18 protein-coding genes are annotated in these 23,259 nt (G+C 60.9%); 5 read left to right on the forward strand and 13 right to left on the reverse strand.

Going from position 1 to position 23,259, the window contains the following annotated elements; all coding sequences use genetic code 11:
• Window positions 1-39: 39 nt before the first annotated feature.
• A complete protein-coding gene (locus C5B85_RS11710) occupies window positions 40-996 on the forward strand; it encodes an aldo/keto reductase (RefSeq protein ID WP_104286211.1) in 957 nt (318 codons plus the stop codon).
• Between the two features lie 184 nt (window positions 997-1,180).
• Here C5B85_RS11710 and C5B85_RS11715 read toward each other — a convergent pair whose 3' ends face one another.
• Window positions 1,181-2,203, reverse strand: coding sequence for a glycerophosphodiester phosphodiesterase family protein (locus tag C5B85_RS11715; RefSeq protein ID WP_258070749.1), 1,023 nt, complete (start codon window positions 2,201-2,203; stop codon window positions 1,181-1,183).
• 38 nt (window positions 2,204-2,241) lie between these two features.
• Here C5B85_RS11715 and C5B85_RS11720 point away from each other — a divergent pair, with 38 nt between their 5' ends.
• The 3 genes from C5B85_RS11720 to C5B85_RS11730 all read left to right on the forward strand — a co-directional run bounded on the left by C5B85_RS11720 (window position 2,242) and on the right by C5B85_RS11730 (window position 4,920).
• Window positions 2,242-2,661 (forward strand): DUF3054 domain-containing protein, encoded by a 420-nt coding sequence (locus C5B85_RS11720; protein WP_104286212.1) that lies wholly within the window; start codon window positions 2,242-2,244, stop codon window positions 2,659-2,661.
• A 108-nt stretch (window positions 2,662-2,769) separates the two neighbouring features.
• Window positions 2,770-3,648: a Bax inhibitor-1/YccA family protein gene (locus C5B85_RS11725; protein ID WP_104286213.1), complete on the forward strand. Its 879-nt coding sequence runs from the start codon at window positions 2,770-2,772 to the stop codon at window positions 3,646-3,648.
• A 150-nt stretch (window positions 3,649-3,798) separates the two neighbouring features.
• Window positions 3,799-4,920 carry an IS1249 family transposase gene (locus C5B85_RS11730; protein ID WP_258070751.1) on the forward strand — a complete coding sequence of 374 codons (1,122 nt, stop codon included), beginning with the start codon at window positions 3,799-3,801 and terminating at the stop codon, window positions 4,918-4,920.
• A gap of 450 nt (window positions 4,921-5,370) precedes the next feature.
• Here C5B85_RS11730 and C5B85_RS11735 read toward each other — a convergent pair whose 3' ends face one another.
• From C5B85_RS11735 to C5B85_RS11785, 11 genes are all read right to left on the reverse strand, one after another.
• Window positions 5,371-6,096, reverse strand: a complete 726-nt coding sequence (locus C5B85_RS11735; RefSeq protein ID WP_104286215.1) for a hypothetical protein — start codon at window positions 6,094-6,096, stop codon at window positions 5,371-5,373.
• A 967-nt stretch (window positions 6,097-7,063) separates the two neighbouring features.
• The gene (locus C5B85_RS11740) at window positions 7,064-7,714 is read right to left on the reverse strand and encodes a VWA domain-containing protein (RefSeq protein WP_104286216.1); all 651 of its coding nucleotides are present in this window, start codon (window positions 7,712-7,714) and stop codon (window positions 7,064-7,066) included.
• Between the two features lie 4 nt (window positions 7,715-7,718).
• Window positions 7,719-9,287, reverse strand: a complete 1,569-nt coding sequence (locus C5B85_RS11745; RefSeq protein ID WP_104286217.1) for an Hsp70 family protein — start codon at window positions 9,285-9,287, stop codon at window positions 7,719-7,721.
• Window positions 9,288-9,312: 25 nt separating this feature from the next.
• Window positions 9,313-9,678: a hypothetical protein gene (locus C5B85_RS11750; RefSeq protein ID WP_146077941.1), complete on the reverse strand. Its 366-nt coding sequence runs from the start codon at window positions 9,676-9,678 to the stop codon at window positions 9,313-9,315.
• Window positions 9,679-10,119: 441 nt separating this feature from the next.
• On the reverse strand, window positions 10,120-10,347 hold the full coding sequence (locus C5B85_RS11755; RefSeq protein WP_146077942.1) for a hypothetical protein: 228 nt from the start codon (window positions 10,345-10,347) through the stop codon (window positions 10,120-10,122).
• Entirely contained in the window at window positions 10,344-12,011 is a 1,668-nt protein-coding gene (locus tag C5B85_RS11760; protein WP_104286220.1) for a hypothetical protein, read from the reverse strand. Before C5B85_RS11760 ends, C5B85_RS11755 begins: the two co-directional genes overlap by 4 nt.
• A gap of 3 nt (window positions 12,012-12,014) precedes the next feature.
• The gene (locus tag C5B85_RS11765; protein WP_104286221.1) at window positions 12,015-14,036 is read right to left on the reverse strand and encodes a hypothetical protein; all 2,022 of its coding nucleotides are present in this window, start codon (window positions 14,034-14,036) and stop codon (window positions 12,015-12,017) included.
• 5 nt (window positions 14,037-14,041) lie between these two features.
• On the reverse strand, window positions 14,042-15,271 hold the full coding sequence (locus tag C5B85_RS11770; RefSeq protein ID WP_104286222.1) for a hypothetical protein: 1,230 nt from the start codon (window positions 15,269-15,271) through the stop codon (window positions 14,042-14,044).
• 2 nt (window positions 15,272-15,273) lie between these two features.
• Window positions 15,274-17,991, reverse strand: coding sequence for a fibronectin type III domain-containing protein (locus tag C5B85_RS11775; protein ID WP_104286223.1), 2,718 nt, complete (start codon window positions 17,989-17,991; stop codon window positions 15,274-15,276).
• Window positions 17,992-18,024: 33 nt separating this feature from the next.
• Entirely contained in the window at window positions 18,025-19,623 is a 1,599-nt protein-coding gene (locus tag C5B85_RS11780) for an Hsp70 family protein (protein WP_104286224.1), read from the reverse strand.
• Between the two features lie 68 nt (window positions 19,624-19,691).
• Window positions 19,692-20,495 carry a hypothetical protein gene (locus C5B85_RS11785; RefSeq protein ID WP_146077943.1) on the reverse strand — a complete coding sequence of 268 codons (804 nt, stop codon included), beginning with the start codon at window positions 20,493-20,495 and terminating at the stop codon, window positions 19,692-19,694.
• 654 nt (window positions 20,496-21,149) lie between these two features.
• Here C5B85_RS11785 and C5B85_RS11790 point away from each other — a divergent pair.
• Window positions 21,150-21,974 carry a helix-turn-helix domain-containing protein gene (locus tag C5B85_RS11790; RefSeq protein ID WP_104286226.1) on the forward strand — a complete coding sequence of 275 codons (825 nt, stop codon included), beginning with the start codon at window positions 21,150-21,152 and terminating at the stop codon, window positions 21,972-21,974.
• 26 nt (window positions 21,975-22,000) lie between these two features.
• Here the strand turns inward: C5B85_RS11790 and C5B85_RS11795 are convergent, their stop codons facing one another.
• Complete coding sequence (locus C5B85_RS11795; protein WP_104286334.1) at window positions 22,001-22,747, reverse strand: hypothetical protein; 747 nt, start codon at window positions 22,745-22,747, stop codon at window positions 22,001-22,003.
• Window positions 22,748-23,259: the final 512 nt, after the last annotated feature.

The following is a 23,259-nucleotide window of genomic DNA, read 5'->3' on the forward strand; positions in this document are numbered from 1 at the left end:
CGGCCACCGACATCCCGTGGGCCGCGGAAGGGAATCACCTTGACCACGCAGCTCTCCCCCACCCGTCGCGCGCTCGGCGGGACGCTCTCCGTCTCCCCCATCGCCCTCGGCGGCAACGTCTTCGGCTGGACGGCCGACCGCGATGCGTCGTTCGCGATCCTCGACGCGTACGTCGAGGCCGGCGGCAACTTCATCGACACCGCCGACGTCTACTCGGCCTGGATCCCGGGCAACTCGGGCGCCGAGTCGGAGACGATCATCGGCGAATGGATCCGCGCGCGCGGCCGCCCCGAGGACCTCGTCATCGCGACCAAGGTCGCGCAGTTCGCCAAGCGCCCCGGGCTCGGCGCAGGCAACGTCCGCGCCGCCGTCGATGACAGCCTCCAGCGTCTTGGCGTCGAGCAGATCGACCTCTACTACGCGCACCGCGACGACCCGGAGACGCCCATCGAGGAGACGGCTGGCATGTTCTCCGAACTCGTCGACGCCGGCAAGATCAAGGCCATCGGAGTCTCGAACTACTCGCCAGCGCGACTCCGCGAATGGCTTGCGGCCGTCGAGCACGGCCGACTGCACCAGCCCACCGCGTTGCAGCCCGAGTACAACCTGCTCGAGCGCGACATCGAGGGCGAGCTCCTGCCGCTCGCCCGCGAGTCCGGCATCGGCGTCGTACCTTACTTCGCCCTCGCGCACGGCTTCCTGACTGGCAAGTACCGCAAGGACACCGAGGTCGACTCGGCTCGCGCCAGCTCGGTCGAGCAGTACCGGACGGACCACGGCTACGCGATCGTGGATGCGGTCGCTGACATAGCGGATGCCCACGGCACCCAGCCTGGGACCGTGGCGCTCGCCTGGCTGGCGGCTCAGCCCGGAGTGGTCGCTCCCATCGCGAGCGCCCGCACCGCCGAGCAGCTCCCGCTCATCACCGATGCGTTCACCCTTGAGCTCACCGAAGATGAGCTGAAGACCCTGAACCAGGTCTCCGCGAAGGCCTAGGCAGGCCCAGCGCCCGCGCGCGCTACCCAGCGCCGGCGCAAGCCACAGCGGTGCGAGGGACAGAAGTGCGAGCCACAGAAGTGCGAGCCACAGAAGTGCGAGGGATGCAGATTCCCGGGAACGGGAACCTGCATCCCTCGCACTTCTGTCGTCGGGATGAGCCCCGTGTCGTCGGGATCAGCCTCTAGCGTCGGAAGGCCTCGTCGATGACCGCGCGCACCCGATCGGGCGCATCCGCGAACACTCCGTCGACGCCAGTTCGCAGGATGCCTCGCCAGTACTCCTCGGGGCGTCCCGCGAGCGCGGGCGGCAGGAAGTCGTCCTCGGGCCTCAACGTCCACGTGAACACCTTGAGCCCCCTGGTGTGCGCACGCTCGACGAGCACACGGCCGGCGTGCGGATGCGCGGCGCCGGCTTCGTCTGACACTCCCAGCAGCAGGTGGCTGGGGCTGATGCCATCCGCCCACTCGGCGATCGCATCCAGCCCGGAGTCAGTCAGGTCGCTGGCGTAGTCGCGGGCGGCCGGGCCGTCTTGCGCCAGTCGGTCGTGCGGGGTGCCCTCGCTGTCGATGAGGTAGATGAGGGCAGCGTCGCCGGCAAACCCTCGCCGACGCACCTCGCGCAGCACGTCACCTTCGAAGCTCTCGATCACGAGGCCATCAAGCGCCGGAGTCCCCCAGAGGCCCGCCAGCTCCCGTTCGAGCAGCTCCGCGAGATCGAACCCGAGACCCCGGAACCAGCTCGCGTGTTTGAGCTCGATCACGAGGCGTGGCCGCGCTCCTCGCTGCGTCCGCTCATCGCCGACGAGCTCGACGAGGTCTCTGAGCCGCAGCAGTGAGAACGTCCCGTCGTGCGCCGTGTTGGCTGGCCGGATTTGCGGGATCCGCTCCACGGCGCGGAGCGAGCGAAGCTGCTCCCACGTGTAGTCGTGGGCGAACCAGTCCGTGAGCGCGCCGTCCGGCGTCGACATCTCCCGCGCGCGCCCGAACTCGGTGCTGCGCTCAGCGATGTTCGTGCTCGCCCCGAGCATCGGCTCGTGCCGGATGAGGAGCACCCCGTCGCTGGTCGGGACGACGTCGGGCTCGAGCGCATCGGCCCCCTGCCGCAGGGCGAGGAGGTACCCCGCGCTTGTGTGCTCCGGCAGATACGCAGGGGCACCCCGGTGCCCGATCAGCAGGGGCGAGGTGGGGCGGATGGGCGCGTTCACGCGCGTATTCTGCCGCACCCAGGCGTAGCGTTGGCGTCATGCCGCGAATTCGTTCCTTCTATCGCGCTGGCGGGGGCTACGCGCTCCCGCTCATCGTGGATCTTCTCCTCATTGTGGTGTTCGCCATCATCGGGCGGATGAGCCACTCGGAGGGCGTCTCGCTTGCTGGGATCGTCACGACGGGGTGGCCGTTTGTGCTTGGTCTGCTTGCTGCGTGGGTGCTCGTGACGCTGTTCCGCTGGCGGCCGTGGCGGCCGTTCCCCGCCGGCGTCTTCGTCTGGGTCGTGACGGTCGGCGGCGGCATGCTTCTGAGGCTCGCGATCGGAGACACCGCCGAGGTCGCGTTTGTCATCGTCGCCTCGATCGTGCTCGGCGCGTTTCTGCTGCTCCCCCGCCTGCTCCTCGACACGGGCCGCGAGACTCGTCCGCGTGTCAACGCGTCCGCCGGCGTCCGCTGAGGGCGCACAGCTCCAGGCTGTTTTCACGAACTCTTTCGCTAGAATCCCGGGAACCCCGTCTCTGGCGGGCATCTTGACCTTCGACACAGAACGGACTCACGGACAGCCATGGCGAATTCCGCGCTAGAACGCAACCCTTACTTCAACGGGGAGGCACGCAGGCAGCACGGCCAACAGTTCGGTCAGGCACCCGCGGGTCCTTCGTACGGCAATGCGCCTGCCGCACCGGCTTACGGGCAGCAGCCTCCCGCCCCACTTTCCGCAGACCAGCTGAACGCTCAGTTCCAGGCTCCGCCCGCAACTCCAGATCAGATGGAACGGATGTCCTACGAGGACACCATCGCGAAGACAGCCGGCCTCTTCGGCATCGTGCTGGTCGCGGCGGCCGTCGCCTGGTTCGTCCCGATGCTCATGATCGTCGGCGCGATCGGTGCACTTGTTCTTTCGCTTGTGCTGGCTTTCCAGCGCGAGCCCAAGACGGGCCTCATCTTCGCGTTCGCCGCGGCAGAGGGCCTCCTGGTCGGTGGACTCTCGTCGATCCTGGAGGCGCAGTTCCCGGGCATTGCCATGCAGGCCGTCCTTGCGACGTTCTCCGTGGTCGCCGTGACGCTTGTGCTGTTCCGCTTCGGCAAGGTCCGCACCTCCCCTCGTATGACGAAGATCGTGCTCGTCGCGATGCTCGGCTACGCGCTCTTCTCGCTCATCAACTTCGGCATGATGATGTTCGGCTTCGAAAGCGCCGCAGGGCCGTGGGGCATGCGCTCCATGGAGGTCTTCGGCATCCCGCTCGGCGTGATCCTCGGCATCTTCGCCGTCCTCATGGGTGCATACATGCTGGTCATGGACTTCGAGCTCATCAAGAACGGCGTCGAAGGCGGCGCTCCCCGCAAGTACGGCTGGATCGGTGCGTACAGCCTCGTCTCCACCGTCGTCTTCATCTACGTGGAGATCATCCGCGTCCTCGCCATCCTGCGCGGCAACAACTAGCGTATTAACGCACGCACGCACGAGGAAGGGCCGCTCCGAGAGGAGCGGCCCTTTTCGTGGGTTATAGGCCAAAACGTGTGGATGGAATCCTGATCTAGGGCCTCCGTTGCAGGCGTGTCGAGGGGTGGTCTTAGTCCGGGACCCTTAGTCGTGGGAAACGACGCCAACACGACGACTTGTTTGGTATGCGGGCAACGGCTCGTGAAGAACGGGAAGACTCCCGCGGGGACGCAACGGTGGCGGTGCTTGAACTGCGGGTCCTCGTCCGTCAGGAAGCGCGCTGACCTCGCCCGCAGGAACGAGTTGAGGGAGTTCCTGCAGTGGCTGCTCGGGAAGCAGTCCCAGCAAGAGATCACGAACACGAAAACCGGGCGCTCGCTCCGGCGACGAACCTCGTGGTGCTGGGAGATCGAGCCGACGCTGGGGCCGGTCGAGTCGACGTACCCGGTCGTGCTCATCGACGGGATCTATCTCGGGTCGTGGTGCCTGCTAATCGCGGTCACTGAGGAGTTGCAGGTCCTGGCGTGGCAGTGGTGCTCGAAGGAGTCAGCCGCCGCCTGGACGGCCCTCCTGACGCGCATCCCGGCCCCTCTTGTGGTGGTCTGCGACGGCGGTTCCGAGTTCGCTTCGGCAGCTCGCTCCTGCTGGCCGGACACGAAGATTCAGCGGTGCGTGTTCCACGTCCAGATGAACATTCGCCGCCACCTCACTCTCCGACCACGGAGCCAAGCGGGCAAAGATCTCTTGAAGCTCTCGAGGGCAATATCTCGGGTCGTCGATCCGGATTCCGCGATCAAGTGGCAGCTGGGGTTGCAGGCCTGGTGGCAGCAGCAGGGGCACCTCACGAAGCAACGCTCGAGCGATGGATGGTCCTCGTGGTGGACCCATGACCGGCTGAGGAAAGCGTGGCTACTGCTGAGCAAGCTCTCCGGGAACGGACATCTGTTCGCGTACGTCTCCCACGGGAACGCGCGCACCACGAGCCCCCTCGAGGACGGCATCAACAACGGCATCCGCACCACGTTGCGCAATCACCGCGGGATGAGCGAGGCACACATGAAACGCGCCGCGGAATGGTTCCTCTACACGCGCGAGCTCACCATCGAGCACGCCTACGCGCTCATCCCGACGACGCTCACGACAGCGACCCTCGAGTCGAGCGCCGCACTTGATGAGACCGACGACTCGGCCGCTCTCGTCGCGTTCTACGACACCACCCTCAGCGCCGAGGAAGGCCTCTGGAACCGCTCAGGCTGGGCAGGCAGGTCATGACACGCGCGAGCTCATACACACGTTTTGGCCTATAAGCCCTTTTCGTGCGTCACTGAACGATCGGGCAAGACGGTGACGAGGGCATGGACCTCCCTGCCTCACATCCTTCATCTTCGTCTTCGCTCCGGAAATCAGACCTGGTCGAGTCCAAACTTGTACATGCCGAGGGACAGACGGCGCGCAGACGGTTGAGAGGACCAGTGTATCTCGTTCTTCGAGGAAACACCGTGGACGGTCTTCGCTCAGAGATCATCGCGTGAGCGCATCTCGAGCCCCATGCGCACAAGTGCCGCAACGCCTGCTTCCAGCCGGTTTGGGCCGCAGACTGTGTTCTCGTGAAGACGCCTGCCAGCGACATTCATTGTGCGCGCCACATGAGTGTGAGGCCGTAGTTCCTATTCCGGTGAGTGCGTGCAACACACTTAGGCAGCCGGACAGAACGATACATAATCACGCTTTACCCCGAAGTACACGACTTACGAGCAATCCAAACGCCATCAGAACAACGTAGGTAACAACCCCGCCAACCAATAGAAGGTCGTTTCCAGCAACCTGAGTGCCGCCTTCGCAGATGCCCGCCTGCGACGTTACTGACGCAAGCAAAATATTCCCCGCAGTCACGACGCCAGCTGCAGCAAAAATCACCATCTCAGGCTGGAAAGGCAGCAGGCCACCAATAAGCAGCACAACGATTATTCCCAAGACAATGACGGGGAGTCCCGTCCGGCCGAGTCCGATGGCATCCAAGCCTCCCGGAGCCATGATGAATGCGACTATCTCGACGCCACCAAAGAGACCAAGCCCCAGACTTGGTAGTGGTCTATCCCCGATCGTGGCACTAGCGAAGACGGCGCCCGCGGTGAGAATCAAAAGAAGAAGTACTAGCGCATACCGTCCCACCAGCTCCCCGACACCGAGATCAACACAACCCGAACCGGACAGCAACGCCCAAATTGCGGGTATCGAGGCCACGACGCCAATAATCGAGAAAGCGAGTTCAGCGAGCACAGAAGTCGCCGGGACGAGAATGGCAATCATAGTCGCAAGAGCGACAAAGAACGCAACGTTCGGACCCGGCAGTCCAATCGCTGAGAGAGCACAGGTCGCCAGTAACCCCATTGCGAATTTGTAGAGATTGCCACCTGAGTTGAGTAAGCTGGCCCGCTTCTTGGGCATCAATCTTCCACTCTCTTCACCATTGGCAGTTAGAATCTGGACGCCCGCTACATCTCAGTACGCAATGCACGCGATGAATCTGGACGCATTGGCCATTTCCAGGGCCTACCTAGTCTGCGAGAACGCAGGGAACCCGCGGTTCGTTGATGCGCCGCGTTTGTCGAGGAATTGAACAGATTACACGTAAGGCAGCTTTCAGTCGCCTGCGGAGACGCCCTGCCTGGATCTGCTAATCGTGACTGGCGACCGCAACTTCTGACGCCTTTGCGTCCACCAAACGGATACATGCAGAGTGTTAGCGGACCTGACCAACCCTGATCCTCTAACGTCAAGCCTCTCGACTGAATAAGCGAATGAGGCCGCGCCGCAGAGAAACTTGCTGACGAACACGAGGGCGCGTTCTGTGGAACTACGATCGGTGTGCTAGCTAACGTCGTTCCCGCAGTACGGGCACTTGTATGCGTCTCCACGAGAGCCGAAAGAGTTCTTGAACACGGTGTGACCCTTGGTGCAACTGGATTCGAGATTCCAATTGCCACTGGCGATCTTGGCAGCTTCGGTCTTGAACATTCTGTAGCTCCTACGTGTTCGTCTCGGATACGAGTGACGGCGCCAGGCACCTTCAGGACTGACGTTAGTCAATTTCGCGTTGTAGTGAAATGGGTAAGTTTACCCTGAGGACCGGGTACCAACACATCTACTACTACCGGCAGTCAGCGCCTCATGGATCAGTCACACCTTGTTTGAACTAGCCTTTGGCCGGTGCCGAGTAGGTGATAAAGACGAATTCTCGCACGCGGACTTATCGCTCGACGCTCCATTAAGAGACAGCGCAAAAGAGCACGAAGATCGATCCTTCATCGATTCGGCCCGCGGCTTTGTCGTAGCTAGTGGACCAACCCATCTTCAGATCGCTTTCCAGTGAGTAGCGCGACAGTTGACACCGATTACACACGCCTCGAAGGCGTCAACGTCTAGAACGTCGGGCAGTCATACGTCGTGCCAAACCATGAATATCATCACTCAATGTCTCAGTCGTTGCGGCGTGGGGGGAGCCCGAGGCGTTCTCGGTCTCAATGCCTGCCATCTCAGCCGCGCTGGTATCTCCGAGCCCCAAGGTGAGAATCCGGATGCCCCGCGAACCCACACGCCCGGATAGTGTCCGGGCGTGCGCCGCGTGCGGCCCCAGATCACCGTCACCGAAGACAGCAATGACGCGGTCCTTCACATCGAGGTCGAAGAGCATCGATTCGGCGAGCTCGAGGCCGGGGACAACGTCGTTACCTCCGGTATATCCCGAGGCTCGCGAGAGGAGCTTCCTCGCAGCTCTTCCATCGCCTGTCGGCGATACCTGAGCCGCAACCGCCTGATTCCAAAGAATGAGCCCAACGTCATAGTCGCCTGCGATCGCCTCTTCTATAAAGCGCTCGCAACCACTCACCGCGCGTTCAAGGTTTGTTCTTCCAGCCGATTTCATTCGCATCGAACCACTCACATCAAGCATAAGGACAACGGCCCCTGAGTTTCCGAACCGCTTTTCGAGCAGTTCCAGATTGTGTCCTGGCTTCCACTCAGTCACTCCCTCCGCGGCGAAGGATTTCTTGATCCAACCAGTCATTCGATCACCTCAACATCCGTAAGTGACGAGTCGTTGCCTGCTGCGCCGTGGTCTCTGCATCATCCAAAACCCCGTGCATGAAGGACTCGATAGCGACGGGCAGTTGTCTGCGCCCGGCGCTCGCCTGCAGTCGGATCCGCCCGTCGTCCGAGATCGTTAACTGTAGGGTTATCCTCGAGCCGGCGGGCCCGTCTGGGAGCCCGGAGAGCTCGGCCTCAATGAGCGGCCGATTGTCGGCGATGCTCGGCGACGCTTTGTTGCCCGCTTGCTCGTACAGCCGAACGCGAACGCGGTCCTGATTCTTCACTATAGTCGCGACGTTGAAGGCCAGATCTTGGACTGGAAGTGGTGTATTCGCGGGGACGAAGTGCAGAACGTAGGGTTCCTCGAAATATGGGTCATGGCTCGTATGAACAAGCACGCCAATCGAGCGAGGGATAACGGAAGTTATTCGGGGGCTACAGGCCCCCATTGACCTTATACCCCCAATCGTGATGGCCCGCTGCTGTTGCTTGGCCAGTAACTGCTCTGCAAGGATAGATGCGCCGCGGGCCACCGCTCGGTCAGGGTCGGTGAGCATCACGGGCAACGAATACCGAGTCGCGAGCATCTTGCGAATCATGGGCATGCGCGTTGAACCTCCAACGAGGACAATCTGGTCGACGCTCGGAGCACCCACTTCATGGGCGGCGGAGATGACTCGGTCAGTCGCGGCGCTGGTCCTCAGCAGCAGGTCGCTGGTCACTTCCTCAAACTTCTCCCGCGAGATCCTGAGTTCTATGTTCCTCCCCTGCAAGCGAACTCGCTCGGTGACCACATGCGCGCCAGTGAGCTTCCGCTTGATCTTCTCTGAAGCGGATTCTATGGCCGCAACAACCGCCTCTTCGAAGCGAAGCTCCTCTCCATCATCTAGCGCGGCGACTTCATCCCAGAGCAGGTCTTGAATTCTGGCATCCCAGTCCAACCCTCCGAGTCTTGATTCTCCGTCAACCGCCCAAACCCGGTGCTGCCCTCCGTCAATCCCCACGACGGCGACATCGAAGGTGCCGCCACCTAGGTCATAGATGAGCGACGTCTTCTCGGTCTCGAGAGCGAGCCCATACGCATACGCCGCCGCAACGGGTTCGGCGAGCAACTCGGAACAGTCGATCCCCGCAATTCGGGCGGCTGTTGCTGTCGCCTCTTTCTCGGCGACGCCAAAGTAAGCGGGCACGGTTATCACGGCCTGTAGTTGTTCACGGGGAACACCAAGCGTCGTTGCAGCATCATCTGCGAGACGGGAAAGGAGAAGGGCCGAGATACCTTCGGGTGTCAGCGTTGCACCCGCAAATTCCAGGATGTGGTCTCTGCCCATGTGCCGCTTGATCCCAACGATCACGTTATCCGGGTCTGTCCTTGCAAGGTGCTTGGCCTCCTCGCCTACGGTGACGTCGCCGCGGTCACTGATGTGCACGATAGACGGCGTGAGTTCAGTACCCGAGGGCGTGGGAATAACGGTCTCCGTGCCGTCTGACGAATAGTGGACCACGCACGAATATGTTGTCCCTAGATCAATGCCGACACTTTTCGTCATCGCGTTACCTGTCTATTCGCGTCGTTCATCCGTTTAAGAGTGTCCGGAGCTCAGCGTCAGTCGCGTTCTCAGCGTAAGACTGAGGAGTGGCGCGCAGTACATCCAGAATATCGGGCAGCCCAACTAGGGGTACGTGCCCTGGCCAGGCCGTCCCCCTTGCAATTTCGCCGAGGCCAGCGTTCGTCGGAATGAGGACTACGTAGGCACGCACGTCGTGGTCAGGGAATAGCGCCTTGAAGCGGGAATGAGCCATCTTCATGTTGCGCGACATCCTTCGAGGAGAACCAATCTCTCTGCCAGTCGGGTTATCCCGGCACAGCAGATAATCTCCGTCGGGGCTAAACCAGGTAACGTCGCCGGATGCGTAGTACTTGAGGTCGAGCAGTAGCATTGAGCGCCCCTGCACAATCACACAATCAATGTCGGTCTGAAATTTGGGGTCTCGTCGCGCTTTCCTCCCTTCAGCAGGCATAGCCACCGACCAATACGAAGACCCAGCGTCGATGAGACCCGTGGAACAGAGCGCCTTATAAAAGCCCATTTCGCCGAGCTGACCAGAGTGCACACGGTTGGCTTCAAATTTTGTGTCGAAAAGACCCAGTCCGGCTGTACCTTTGGCGTGGATCGAGATGAGCGGCTGCTGCGATTTCAGAATATTGGGCTCGAAGCCGGTCAGAGCGCCTGAACTTGTAGCACGTGGGATCGTTGTCGGCCTATGGCCAGGTCCGGGACCAGGAGCCTTAGATGAGGAAGCCTTGGGCGCTTGCTTGAAACCTTGTTGTGGTCGCTTCCTACTGGTCAGCCAAGACGCAAGATTCTGGATGACGGACACCTAGCCACCCCAAGGGAACTTGAAGGTGGCGTTCGCCCATGCGGAGAAAGTTTGCGAGAACTCGTAGTACTGCGTCACGGCATTCACTCCGTTACCGTCGGTTGCTGCCCAGGTCAGCACGGCCGCGAAGAGCATCAACAGGACTAGCAGCTGAGTCGCGGATACGATATTGCGGAAGCGCCAATAGCGCTTTGGCAGGTGATCGATCATGGTGTTTTTCGTGCTCACGCTCGGACCTCCGACTCCACTGCTACCGGGGTCTCCGGGGATGCGACGGAAGAGATTGCTGCACCGCCGTGGTTGAGCACGGTCCAGTCAATGACTCTGAGCGGGTTCAACGGAGCGTCCTCCGGTTGACGGTGGACGGAGTCCACCGCGAAGTAGCGAACGTTGGTGAAGTCCATTTCGATACGTCGAGCTAGCCTGTCTCCGCCGTGGGCGGTGAGCCAATTGCGGATGCCATCGCTCTCGTGCGGAACGGGATCTCCCGCGAACACCTGCGATGCTATGTCTGTTTTGGTCAGGACTACCGCGAGCTTTCGTTTCCCGAGGTTGACGCCATCATCGCGTAGTCGGTCCACGACGCTTCCGTACGAGTCGTTTGGCGAGCCCTGTGCAACCTCGGCTGAACTCGCAACGGGATGCAGCTTCAGCTGCTGGTTGACGTCCTCGATGCTTAGAGGGTCCAGGATAAAGACCAGCGTGTTTGAGATGTCGAGATAGCCGAGAGAGCGCGAGCCTTCAGCCCGAACGAAGTTCTCTCCAGCGGCGTCCATGAGGTGCAGCTCGAACGTGGCACCAGCATACGAGACCTCGAACGGGAGTCCCTCTGGGCGCTCGAGCCGCTGCGTCTTGAGCGGGGCTCGCCCTGCATCCGACTCCTCCACGGAATTCATGAGGAATTGGTCTGCGGTGCCGCTAAGAGGCGTCAACCTGAGATCGTCGGTGCTGTCTAAATGCTTATCGTGGAGCCCGACCGCACTGGCCGCGAGGAATTGCGTCTTGCCCGAGCCAACCGTCCCAAAGACAGGTATGACGACAACACGTCTCGTTCCGGAACCGGAAGGAAGTTCCTTTTCGCAGTGAGGGCAAAGGGCGATCAGAGCCCGAGATGCACGGGCCACGGTGAGGGGCAGCGCCTCCGCGCATTCGCAGATACGGGTACGGATACCGAGCGGTCCCGGTGCCATGTCGCGATGCGTGCGAGCGCAGCTCGGATCGGAGCAACGGAAACTCGGCATATCCGTCTCGCGGTAGCAGTGCGTGCACCTCACAAGTGCATTGCTGCTTTTCATGTGACGGAGCTCGCGCTGCCGTAGGAAAAACGAAGCTAGGCGCTGACTGACGGACACGACAAGGCGGAACAACGCCGAGATCACCAGCCACAACAGACTCCCAGTCCAAATGCCCAGCGTGAGTCCGAATGTGGGTATACCTAAGACTACGAACCAAAGGACACGAGAGACGGCCTTGACTGCTAGGTGCTCGCCCACGGGCCACGCTCTTGACGAGCCCATATGGATCGCACCGGTTAGTCGTTTGGTCTCGGTGAGCACCCCGCCCTGGTCCAGATGTAGCTGGTAGGGAACATACACCGGCCACGCAGCATCCCAACCGAAGTTCGCAGATGCGCCTCTCGGGGGGCCGCTGAATACATCTCCGGCGACCACAGCACTTGGGGAGGCGACCTGGGATACCGTCTGCGATTTTCCTCGGAGAAGCCGGATCGGTAGCACATTGCCCCAGACGAGTCCAACAACGAAGGCAAGAGCCGCAACGATAATCGCGTAGCCGATGACAAAGCCGAGGATCCGAGCGACGACGACGACGACGATCCAGATCAGGAAAACCACTATGATTGCGCCGATTATGAACGCGATGACGTAGGGCATCTCTTACTCCTTCTTTTTCTTACCGAAGAAACCAGCCATCTGGTCGACTATTCCCTTGAATTGGTCGATTGAAGTCGGAATCTTGCGGTCCAGATCATCGAGCCGGTCGGCGGACCGGGCGTACAGCGCGTCGGTCGGATCACTTTTGAGAAGAGCCGCGACGATAGAAATCCAGGCCGCGACTTCTTTCGATTTGGCCTTTTCAGGATCTTGCGCGACGGCGACGTTTAGGAGCGGCTGGAGCTTCGCCCGAAGTGTGTCCGCGACGCCAATCGTGGTGATCCAACTGACAAAGAGTTCTGCGTCTCTCGGCAGCGATGCCCCGACAAGGGCGACCTCCCAGGTGCTGATTCCTGGCCGAACGACCATCTCGGAGATCGTTGACGCACGCTCGTCGATCGGTTGGCGGCCCACCTTAGCGGCAGCTAGCCAAGGACTGAGGCGCTCAATCCCAGCCGTGAGCTTGGTCTCCCTGGCTTCACCTAGAAAGTCCCACTCACCAGCTTCGAGACGAGCCTGAGTGCGCGAGCCTGCGTGGGCCGTCTCTAAGTTGTCGGCCAGCGCTCCGCGAATCCAATCGAGGAGCTGGTCTCCTGCGAGTCCGTTCTCCAGCGCGGCTACGTAGCTCGGGGATTCGAGCGCGTGCACACGGGCACGTTTGAGCGCCGGCGATACCTCCGCGGCTATCAGGTTCCTCCGCAGCGGTTTCGCGAGGACGAACAGCGACGGTAGAGCACGCTCATCTGCGTGAGCAATGATCCTGCTCAGCGCCGCGCCGACGACAGACTCGTCAAGGCTCTCCGGCCACTGCCAGGCACCATCCGGATTCAGCTCCTCCGTCCAACGGAGCGTCGATTCCGGATCATTCGCCAAGCACCTCAGCGTAGGGTAGAGAACGGCCGAGACCAATCCGTCGATCCCTGACCTAGCGGCGAATCTGATCGCCCGCGCTGCACGAGCAAAGTCGTCTCCGCCCCGAAGGCCGTAGGCGCCGACTGCAACAGCCAACTCGTCGAGGTAGAGCTTGAGATCATCTTCGAGCCCACCCCTGGCCAGACCTTCGATGACCCTAACTGCGAGGACCCACTCCTCACGCCCCTTGATCTCTGGTCTCTGCTCGCCCGTCACCAGGACTGCCCCTGCCGCACCATCTTCTGTGCCGAGGACGGGCATCCAGCGGCGTGCCAGGCCAATGACTTCGAGGGCATCGAACGCATCCAACCTGCGCACCCATTCCGATACCAGACGGGCAGAGGGAGTGACCTCAATGTCGCTGATCGTGCGTGCCAGCAGGTCCAACGTGTGCGCGCCAACGAGAGGCCCGTTCTGCAAGTCTGGGTGCACGCCAACGAGTTGCGCACGATTCTGGAACGCATCTGTAACGAACGCACGGTACTCGAGGTCGAGCGCCGCATCCACGTCGAGGAGCAGCGAACCTAGGGCGAACCACCGCAACACTGTGTCGAGGTCATCGTGGATAACGACGACTTTGCGGGCCGTGGGTTCACGAGCCTGCTCGAGCATGCTGACGTATTTCGGAAGTACCTGAAGCGCCCAAGGATCTTCACGCGCCCATTCCAAGAGCGCTTCGGACTCGAAGCTGGGATGGACTTCGATTGGAGCGAACCACTGATCGCACACTTTACCTGCCGCCTTCTCAAGGCGCCAGGCCGGAGTCGAGTGGAGCTGCGCAGGGCGATATGGCACGATATCGCCGGTGTTATGCGTGACAATTGCCTGCGTTAGCTGGTTACCGCGGCGTCCGTTGTGAGTCTTGCCGGTGGACACCCCTCGGGAAAGGTAGTGGCGCCCCTCGATCCGCGCATAGGCCGACGTCGTTGGGTGCTCCACTTCATCTCGGTCTAGCGGCCAGCGGTTGCTGGTCTGATGCAGCATGACTTCTCGGATGTTCCGCATGTCGACGCCGTCTAGTCCGAAAGAGGCCGACTGGAAGTTGAATCCGTCAACACCGTCGACTGCTTCGTGCCTATCAACATCCGTGAACAGGGCAGTTTCAAAAGTCATAGCAATCAGCCATCGCTCTTCTGAATAAAATTTCGGTCCGCCATTAACCAGAGCAGCGGGTCCGCGACGCGAAGAGGGAGGACACCACGTTCGTTTACGCGAGCGGACAGGTACTCCGGCTCTGCACCTAGAGCTGAGACCCCGAAAAGGCGAAAATTCTCGTACTCCTGCTCAAGCTTACGTAGCAGGCCATCGCCTCCCCATCTAGTGACCATGGCAGCAACGTGGTCGTGGATCGTCTTCGACTCTGCCTCGTCGAAGACAGCGTCAGTGGACGAAGACTGCCTGAGCGGATGATTAGCAGGAACTTGGTCGAAGAACGCGTCGATCTTAGAGATCACAACAGCGATCGGCGTTTTGATCCGCTTGTTCCGCTTTACTTTCTTGCTTGTCTGTAGCATGTAGGTGATGCCGTTCAGTGCGCCCTCCGGCGTGTCCTGATTTGCCCCGGTCCCGACACCCCGTTCTTTAGCGCGCGACAGGTTCTCCGGAAACGCGAACGGGTCAAGGAGGAGAATGACCCCGGATGATTCGCCGAGGTACTGCTGCTTCATTGCTTCGCCCTGCTGCGAGACGTCCTCGCCCGCGCTGTCGTAGAAGGAGAAAATCGTTGCGCTCGTCTTGCCCTTATTGACGTACTTCCATTCGTAGACGGCCGGTTGCTTCTTCTGCCCACCAGTTGCGGGGGTTTGGCGAGGCAGCGAGCCCTGCTCACCAGACATGTCAGCCTCGAACTGCGCGAGGTCACGCGCGAGCCCACTGGAGCCACCAGGTGTGTCGATTGAAGCGTCGAACCTTCTGGCAACGTTGCGCACGAGCTCCTTATGCAAGACGGAGAGTAAGACCGTCTTACCAGAGTTTCTGACACCCACGAGGCCGAAGAGCGGTGAATCGTTGTCGAGGCTACGAGGGAGGATGCTGTGGCATTCAGGACACATGCGCACTCCGCTCTCGCCGCCGCACGACCCGCAGGTTGCCGATGATCGGCCCAGAACGTCGAGGGGCTCGCCGTTAGCGTCTGTCGGCGAGCCCACAGCTCCCCGCTGCGTGATTGCTGGCATGACCGGGGTGGCGTCGTTGAAAACGCGACGGAGCTTCAGGTCCGTAACTTCTTCGCAAGCTGGCCGGCCTGGTGCCCCGCGCCCTGAGCAACGGAAGGCCACCTTTGCGACATCGAGCTGCTGGTAACAATAGGGGCATGCAGTAGTCGTCTTGCCGAACAGTGAACCGAGCATGTTCAACCCTTCATTTCAGATGTGGCGGGAGGCTCGAGTTGTAGGCTCGCATCTCGCGAGAACAAGCAAATCCAAAACGGCGACTGGAGCTTTTCAACTTCCAACCGGTGCGCATACTCGGAGCTCCTCGTGAAGTCAAGATCGATCTGGGCCAGGGTGCGCCCCTCGCTGGCATCCATCGGCATGATGGTGCCCTGCTTTAGAATTACGTCGACGGGGATCCGGATGCCGCGGTCGGAAGTCCTGGCGCTGATGTGAATCGTGCGCTTCCCTCCGAACAAAGCCCTCTTGATTTGTAGCGAGTAGCTCGCACGTCCTGACTCGGCTGAGAGATTTACCTCGACGGGTATCGGTGCAGAGGTCCACTCGCGGTCGTCGAGGCTGTCCACGGTCGCGATAGTGAGCTGTGAGATGCCGCTCGCGCCCGCGAGCTTGGCGCCGCCTTCTGCGCGATAGCGAGCGTGCGTCACACGTCTGCGACGAGATCGGCTTTCCTGGACCCATCTCAACTCCATGAGGTGGTCCCCGGACGGCCAAACCCAAGAGAGACGGAGCTCGTCGCCAAACTGTTCGCTAACAATGTTGGTAGGCGATGGTGCTGCGCCGGTGACGACAGGGGTGCCGACCAGGTATCCGCCGTCCGTGACCGTCAGCGGCGCCACCTTGACAATGCCGGTAGGCGACTCGAAGGTCGCAGATCCCCTCTGATGACCCGGCAGCGCGCTCATCCGCCTACCTCCGAGCTTTGTCACCGCAGAAGGCGCAATGTGGGCCCCCGGCTGTAGGTCGGCACCACTCTCGAACTGCCAGAACTCGATCTCGGCGTCTGCCGGCGCAGTCCAAGTCGCATCCAGCGCGTTCTGGCCGTCGAGGGTGCCGATCGACAGATCGAGGTCTAGCACCGCAGACGCCACGCCACGGGGAACGACGGTAATGGACGTCGAGTCGGACAGCCTGCGGCCCTCAGCCAAGAGGTAGATCGCCTGAATCGTAAAGTGATACGAGGTTCCGGTAGTAAGTTTCTCGACGCTCAGCTCAGAGCCTCGAAGAACCTGCGTCACCTGTGATGCTCCGCTTGGATCTGTCTGCGTCACGATGACGCCAGCGGCGAGGTCCGGACGAGTCCATGTCAGTCGCGCACCGCTTGAGTGCGTCACCGCCCTAAAAGCGTGAGGAACAGGGAGCAGGGTTACTGCGATCATGGCCGGATCGGAAAATACCTTGCCGTCCCGTGTAGCGAAAACGGCGTACGTAGACTGCTGACCAGCGCTGCCGCGCTCGTCTCGGACTGAGTTGCCGGCTTTAGACGCCGTGACCATCGTCCCGTCGGTGTGTGAGATCGGCGGATGCTCGTCACCGCGAACGACCGAATGGAGAATACTCTCGTCGGCGACCGTCGCCCAGGTGAGCACGACGGCGTCGCTATCCACTCGTGCCTGCAAGGAGCGGGGTGCCGGTGGGGGGAGCGCGTCGCGCAGTTGTGTGAGATGGTCGTCGCCAAGGTCGATCTGGATCGCATCTCGGAGGGCTATCTCCGCCGCAACGAAATCCCGGACCGCGAGGGCAGACGCGTACCTGCCAACAGCCCCTTCCTTCTTGACACGCAGCGCTTGCAGCAACTCCGTGACAGAGCGATGCTCGCGAGCTTCTTCTCCTTCTCCCGCGTCGATGGAAGACAGCATTCGCTCGGCTTCCGCGAGCTGTGCTTGTGCGAGAAGCGCACGGACCTCTTCGAGGCCTGCACCCTTCGCCTTCCTGCCCGCGACGCCGGATGCGGATACCGCCGAGACCAGCCTTGCCGCATCGGCGGGTGCGATACCGGCGCTCACCAGCTCATCCCGAATCGTGAGCCTGGGGCGACCACGGGTCAGGCGAGCCTCAACAAACTCGAGCAACGTGGCGAGCACGACCCCGTTGAGGTCGGACTGCATCTTGCAGTGCTCTCGAAGCGCGCCCAGAAACTTCTGCGCGTCCTGGAGCGCATCGGTGTCAGAACTCTGTTCTCCCTTCGCACGTGCCGCGTCGATGTCTGTGAGGCCGATCGAGTTGGATCCGCTCCGCAAATGTTCGATGACTGCGACGTTGGATAGTTCGTCCAGGCGGTGAAGCAGGAGAACGTCTAGGACTGTTCGATATTCCGTGTGTCGGCTCATCTGTTTCCAGATCGTTTTCAGCGCTTGCGGGACACCGTTCTCTGGCAACGCCACAGCAGGGAACACTTTGAGGCCAGCCGACTCTGCGGCACTCGTGATGCTGGATGGCGTGACGCCTGATACTCCGATCGTGGCCAGGCGTGATGTGATGTCCTCAAGCGTCACCACCCCCAATGGATACTCGGGCCGAAGCTGCCCAATCCCTTCTTGCAGTTGCTCGAGCACGACCTCAGCCCGTTGCGCCTGCAGCCTGCCCCAAAACTCAGGCTCGAGAATATCGCCGCGATCCTTGAGAATCTCGAGAAGATCCTTCAGCAGCTTCGCGGAGGAAAGGGAAGCAGAGGACTTATTTAGCGCCGGGACAATCTTGCGATTCCACTCAGCCAGCTCAGTCGCGCCGACGGGACTCGGAATAGCGAAGAGTGTGTGAAGATCTAGCCGAACGTAGGCACGGCTCGACGGGTTCTGCTGCAACTCAGAGAGAGCTTCCCTCAGCTGCTCGTGCCCTTCTCCACGTGCGTTCGGCTTGAGGACATCGTCTCGGTACACCTTGAATTCGAATGCCATGAGTGCCCTATTTCCTCTCCCAAAACGCAGGGGTCAGGAGCGCAGCGAAAGCGAGCTCACCTTGACGGTTTCCTCCGCGACCTGCTCGGTAGTGAGGACGCTGACGGATGCTTCCATCTCAATCGATGACCCGCTCGCGGGGTCCGTGGTTATCACCGTCACGAGGCCTTCGCCCGAAATCTTGATCTCGATCTCGATAGGCGAGTTCCGAGGCATAGGCTTTGGGAGCGGGAGAATCGCGTCTTTAAGCAGGCGGTTGTCGACTACCGTCGTTGACTCTCGCTCGCCCGCCTGCTCGTAGAGGCTGACTTCGACCGACGTCTGGCCTTCGCTGTTCGTAGCGGCCCGAATCGGCTCTGGGGCCATGGGAATGCCGTCGTTTGAGTGAGCGAAGAAATCAATGTAGCCGACCTCATCAAACTCGTCTTTGGAGAACCGAATGCCGACTGAACGCGACAGCGTGTTCTTTACGGTTAAGGTCGCCGAGGAGCCTGGCAGAAATGGTCTTGGTGCGTCCCCGGGGTGGCTGTTTACCGGTCGATCCTCATCGCCAGTCTCGAGAATCTCCTCGACCGCAGCCTGGCCGTAGATAGCAGCACCCTTGGCGACCGCCAAATCAAACTCGGTGTCCTGTGCGTCCCAGCCGAGCTTGTCCTTCAACGTGAACCGCACCGCTGGCATCCGAGACGAGCCACCAACAAGGAGCACACGGTCGATACGCAGTCCGGGAACTTTGGCTTCGGCAATCTCGACTGTGCGCTGAGCGATATCCACCGTCTGCAGAAGTAGGTGTTGGGTGGCGACTTCGAACTCGCTCCTGGACACTTCTACACTGGCCTTGGTGCCGTTGAAGGACGGACGGATCGTGACGTTATCGCGCTTTGTCAAAGACTTTTTTGTGTTCTCCGCTTCAAGACGGAGATCTAGCATGAACTCCTCGTCATGGCGGGGGTCTTCGTCACCTAGGTCTGCCGAAGACATGAACTTCTCGACGATAAGTTCAACCAGAGCTTCATCCCAGTCCGCGCCCCCCAGTTTGCGGTTGCCGTCCACGGCAATAACCTCTACTCTGCCGTTGCCGACCGTCATGACTGTGGTGTCAAACGTCCCGCCGCCTAGGTCGTAGACGAGGACCGTTTCAGCCCCCTCGTTGCGGGCCCCGATCGAAAGCGCAGCAGCAACCGGTTCCGTGACGATGCCCACGACCTCGAGACCGGCAATCGTTCCCGCCTGACGGGTGGCCTCGCGCTCCTGTACTCCGAAGTAGGCCGGGACCGTGATGACAACCTTCGAGACGTCAAGCCCTGTCGTATTGTTCGCCGCGTTGACGAGCTCCTTTAGGATCAACCCGGAGATCGCCTCGGGCGTGTACGTCTCACCCTGAAACTCCTGCGGGTACTCGCTACCCATGTGCCGCTTTATAAGCAGACATGAGTTGTCCGGGTCAGAAATTGCGATTCGTTTGGCCTCGGCTCCCACGATCGCGGAACCAGGGCTCTCAAAATAGACAGCCGATGCCGTGGTCGAGTCGCCTTCAAAGTTCGGGATTATCTCGGGGGCACCCAGGTCGCTAATCCGCGCAATCGCTGAGTACGTGGTGCCAAGGTCGATGCCGTAGGCAAAGTCGTTCATTCGCGCTCGTTTCGTTCTAGATGTGCATCATTGCGAGGAAAATATCGAACTACGAAGTTGGTCTTTTGCTACTCCGCAGACGAAGTCGACGTGGCCGACTGTTCGGTTGACGGGTCGCGGGATTCTGCGACGCTCTGGTTGTTCGCATGGACGGCCCGCTCGACATAGCGATGGGCAATCACTCGGGCAGGCAACATGGTCCGTCCGGCTCCGGAATAGGCGAACCCTTGGCGCTGAACGCGCGCGACGACCCCATCCAATTCAGGGCGATCAGTCACTTTCACACGAACTACCGCGTGCTGCCTAGCGTTAACGGCGTCGCCGGCGCAGGCACCGACCGAGACGATGTCATACAGCTCGAGCAGCTCCTCGATCGCGGTTGCAAAGAATGTGAAATCGTCAGCAACTTCGGAGTCGTTTGCGTGGTGGCCAGAACTCATCTCAGAAGCTTGGGCATGCAAGGACGCAAGACGCTCGAAGACGGGCTTCAAGAGCGACCGCACCTGATCTTGGTGCAAGGCCTCGTTCCTGGCATGTAGCTGGCGATTAGCCTCCTCGTAAGCCGCAGAACGAGCCTGAAAGCCCTCGATTGACGAGTTCAGCATCGCTATCGTCTCAAGAAGTGCGCGGGCCGCCATCCCAGACTCAGAAGCTGATTCTTCCTCCGGAATCGAGTCCGTGGAGGGCGCAACCACGACTGCGGAGACAGTTTCTTGTTCAGTTCCGCTCGGACGCGCTGACTCAGTCTGCTCAAGTTGCGTGGTGGGTGCACCCAAATCTTCAATGCTGGCTCGAACGTCAGGATCAGCCTCTCGCGGGATCGCGTCAGAGTCGGCCTGCACGGAATCAGGGTCGTGAACAAGTGGATCCATCCCAGCACCTCCCCTTAGTAGGTGGTCACATTCTCTCTATCTGGCGAAACGATAGTGTCACACTATGGTCAAGCGCAAATATCCACACACTACCCGGACAAAATAGTATGAAAATTCGCGAAGATACACATGTGCACCATAACGACCACGACTCTGTGATAAACGCTGGGACACAGCGGTGAGGATGACGACAGGTTTGCGTGCCTGACGAACCGCCACGAGACCTGTGATCAAACCAAAAAATTGCACGAATCTTCTTGCACTAACAGCCCAGAAACGCGGCGCGGCTGACCATCGAAGACTCTCGACACGCCGCAGAGGATTACACCTCGCATGAACTACAGCCGAACGAGGGCAAAGCTATCACTGACCTGCAGATCAGTCAAAGGTAAACATTACCCATCGTTGTGTCGGATGAGCCAGACTTCTTCAAGAGTGTCGCAGCACCTCGAATTACCCTACTTACCCGGTTATCAAAGATCTCGAACCCCGGTGACATGACCCATAGAATTGGCCAGCACCCGGGTGCCATCTACCGCGATACTTATCCGGACAATTCCCAACTCGAGGAGGTGCCGCCTCACTCCAGTAGATGAAAAACAAGTAGGCCATGCCGAAGATCCACTACCCCACAACGATACTGAGAGGCCGACTTTGACCACAGAGATCCCCGCGCCCCCGCAGAACGAGGACCCCCTCGAGCAGTTCGCCGCCGATCTGCGCAAGCTGCGCATCGCCGCGGGCTCACCCACGTACGAGCTCTTGAGCAGCCAGACGGGCGTCTCAAAGAGCGTTCTCGCTGCCGCGCTCTCGGGAAAGTCCGTCCCGTCGGCCCGCACCGTGTCAGCCCTCGTCCGTGCATTCGGCGCGGACATGGAGGCCTGGCTGGAACGGAGAGACGGACTTGCGGGCGGACAAAGGCCGCCCGTCCCCACCGGAGAAGCCTCAGAACCGCCCGCCGCCTGGTGGCGCCGTCGATCGACCGTGATCGCCAGCCTCGGGGGCTTCGCGGCCGGCGCCGCGATAGCGACCCTCGTGACGCTGCTTGTCGTTCCGCTCGCGGTGACGTCGTCGCTCGAGAGTGAGGCGAGGGCCGACCTTGCCGATCAGCCGCGCATCACCGTCGACAATGGTGATGACCCTGCGTTCACGGAATGCGTCGACGACGCCGCCGTTGCGACGGCCGTGACAGGTCCGGACGACGCACTCCTGGAGATCATTTGGTCGAACGAGTGCTACGCCGGTTGGGGCCGCATCACGCGCTACGACGAGAAGATGGTCGGCAACACCGTGTCAGTAGCGATCTATCCCGAGACTGCGCCCGATGGTCCCGACCGCCAACAGGCCACCGAGCACGGAGTCCAGGGGGCCTATACGACCCTGCTCGTGAGGAAGACGCCGGACACGCTCTTGTGCGCCGTCGGCAGTTACACGATCGACGGAGCTCGCATCGACATGGGCGAGCCCATCTGCATTTGATCGCCGGGCCGCCGCTGTGCCCGGCCTTAGCGACGCACCGGTAGGGTGCGGTCCTCGAAGCCGACTTCCGGGTCCACATCCAGGAGGTACAGCTCTTCTTCGTTGACGAGCTTGTTGCGCACTGCGTAGTCGACAAGGCGAGCGCGCCGGTTGGTTGCGTACGAGCGGGCTCCGCCGCGAAGCCCCTCGACGCCGATGCGGTCAAGCTTCTCGCACACATTGTCGAGCTTGCGGTTGAATGCAGTGACCGTCCAGCCGAGCCGCTCTGCGGCGCGGGCGCTCGTGGGGATATCTCCGAGGCCGTTCTCGCCTCGCAGCAACACCGACTCGCACAGGGCGAGCAGGAGCAGTCGCTGCGCTGGAGTGAGCGCGATATGCGTAAGCTCCCTGGCGGACGACTCCTGACCGACGCCGGAGCCAGCGGGGAGATCCATGTAGACCGGCGAAGCAGCATGCACTTTCACCTCGTACTGTCGTTCGCCCGCCGCGAAGTGGATGCTGGTTCGCTCGAAGACGATAGGGAGACGCGCGCCCGGCAGAAGCCGAGCCTGTACTCGCCCAGATCCGTCGACGACGCTCAGCGTCATGCGGGTGCCGATGTTCGACACGAACCAGATCCCGTCCTTCGCCGCAATCCGAAGGAGCTTGCGGTGAAGGAAAGGGTTCGCGTCGAGGCGAATGTCGGCATCCCGGCCGATCTCGATGCGCTCGCCCGGCATGACCGAGACCCACTGACCCTGATATTCGACAGACAGCCCGTGGTCGGGATTCATTTCGAGAAGCTGGTTGGCAGCGTCTTGAAGCAACTCGTGATCCACCAGGCGCACAGACGGCTCATCCTCGCGGGGCAAAGTTGGGAGCATGCCCGTGTCAACGGGTACCTGGGGAAGTGGGTCAGCTGGGAATCGTGGTGCCATGTCGCGAACTCTCTGAGCGGGGAGGTGAATTTGCAAGTCGTGGAACACCCCAACCATGCCACTACCCAGCGACGTTGACCAGACACGTTTTGGCTCGTAAACAGCGGTTTTTGTCCTTCCGGACGTCGGAAAATCTTGATCCGGAAATCCGGAATCCCGACTCGCAGAACCGAAAACCTTTCGCTTACTCCGTTTTGACCTCAACTACCAGGCATTTATGCCCGGACACTATTGCCCGGAGCTTTCGCAGGTCGCCCGACCCGACAGCGTCGAGTCAACCGAACCGAGTTCGGGGCCCAACCTTGCGGTCACATGACTCTGCGCAGATTTCACATTCCTTGGCACAGAATGCACGAACGGGGACGCAC

Source organism: Pseudoclavibacter sp. AY1F1, from assembly GCF_002931075.1.
Taxonomy (GTDB): domain Bacteria; phylum Actinomycetota; class Actinomycetes; order Actinomycetales; family Microbacteriaceae; genus Pseudoclavibacter.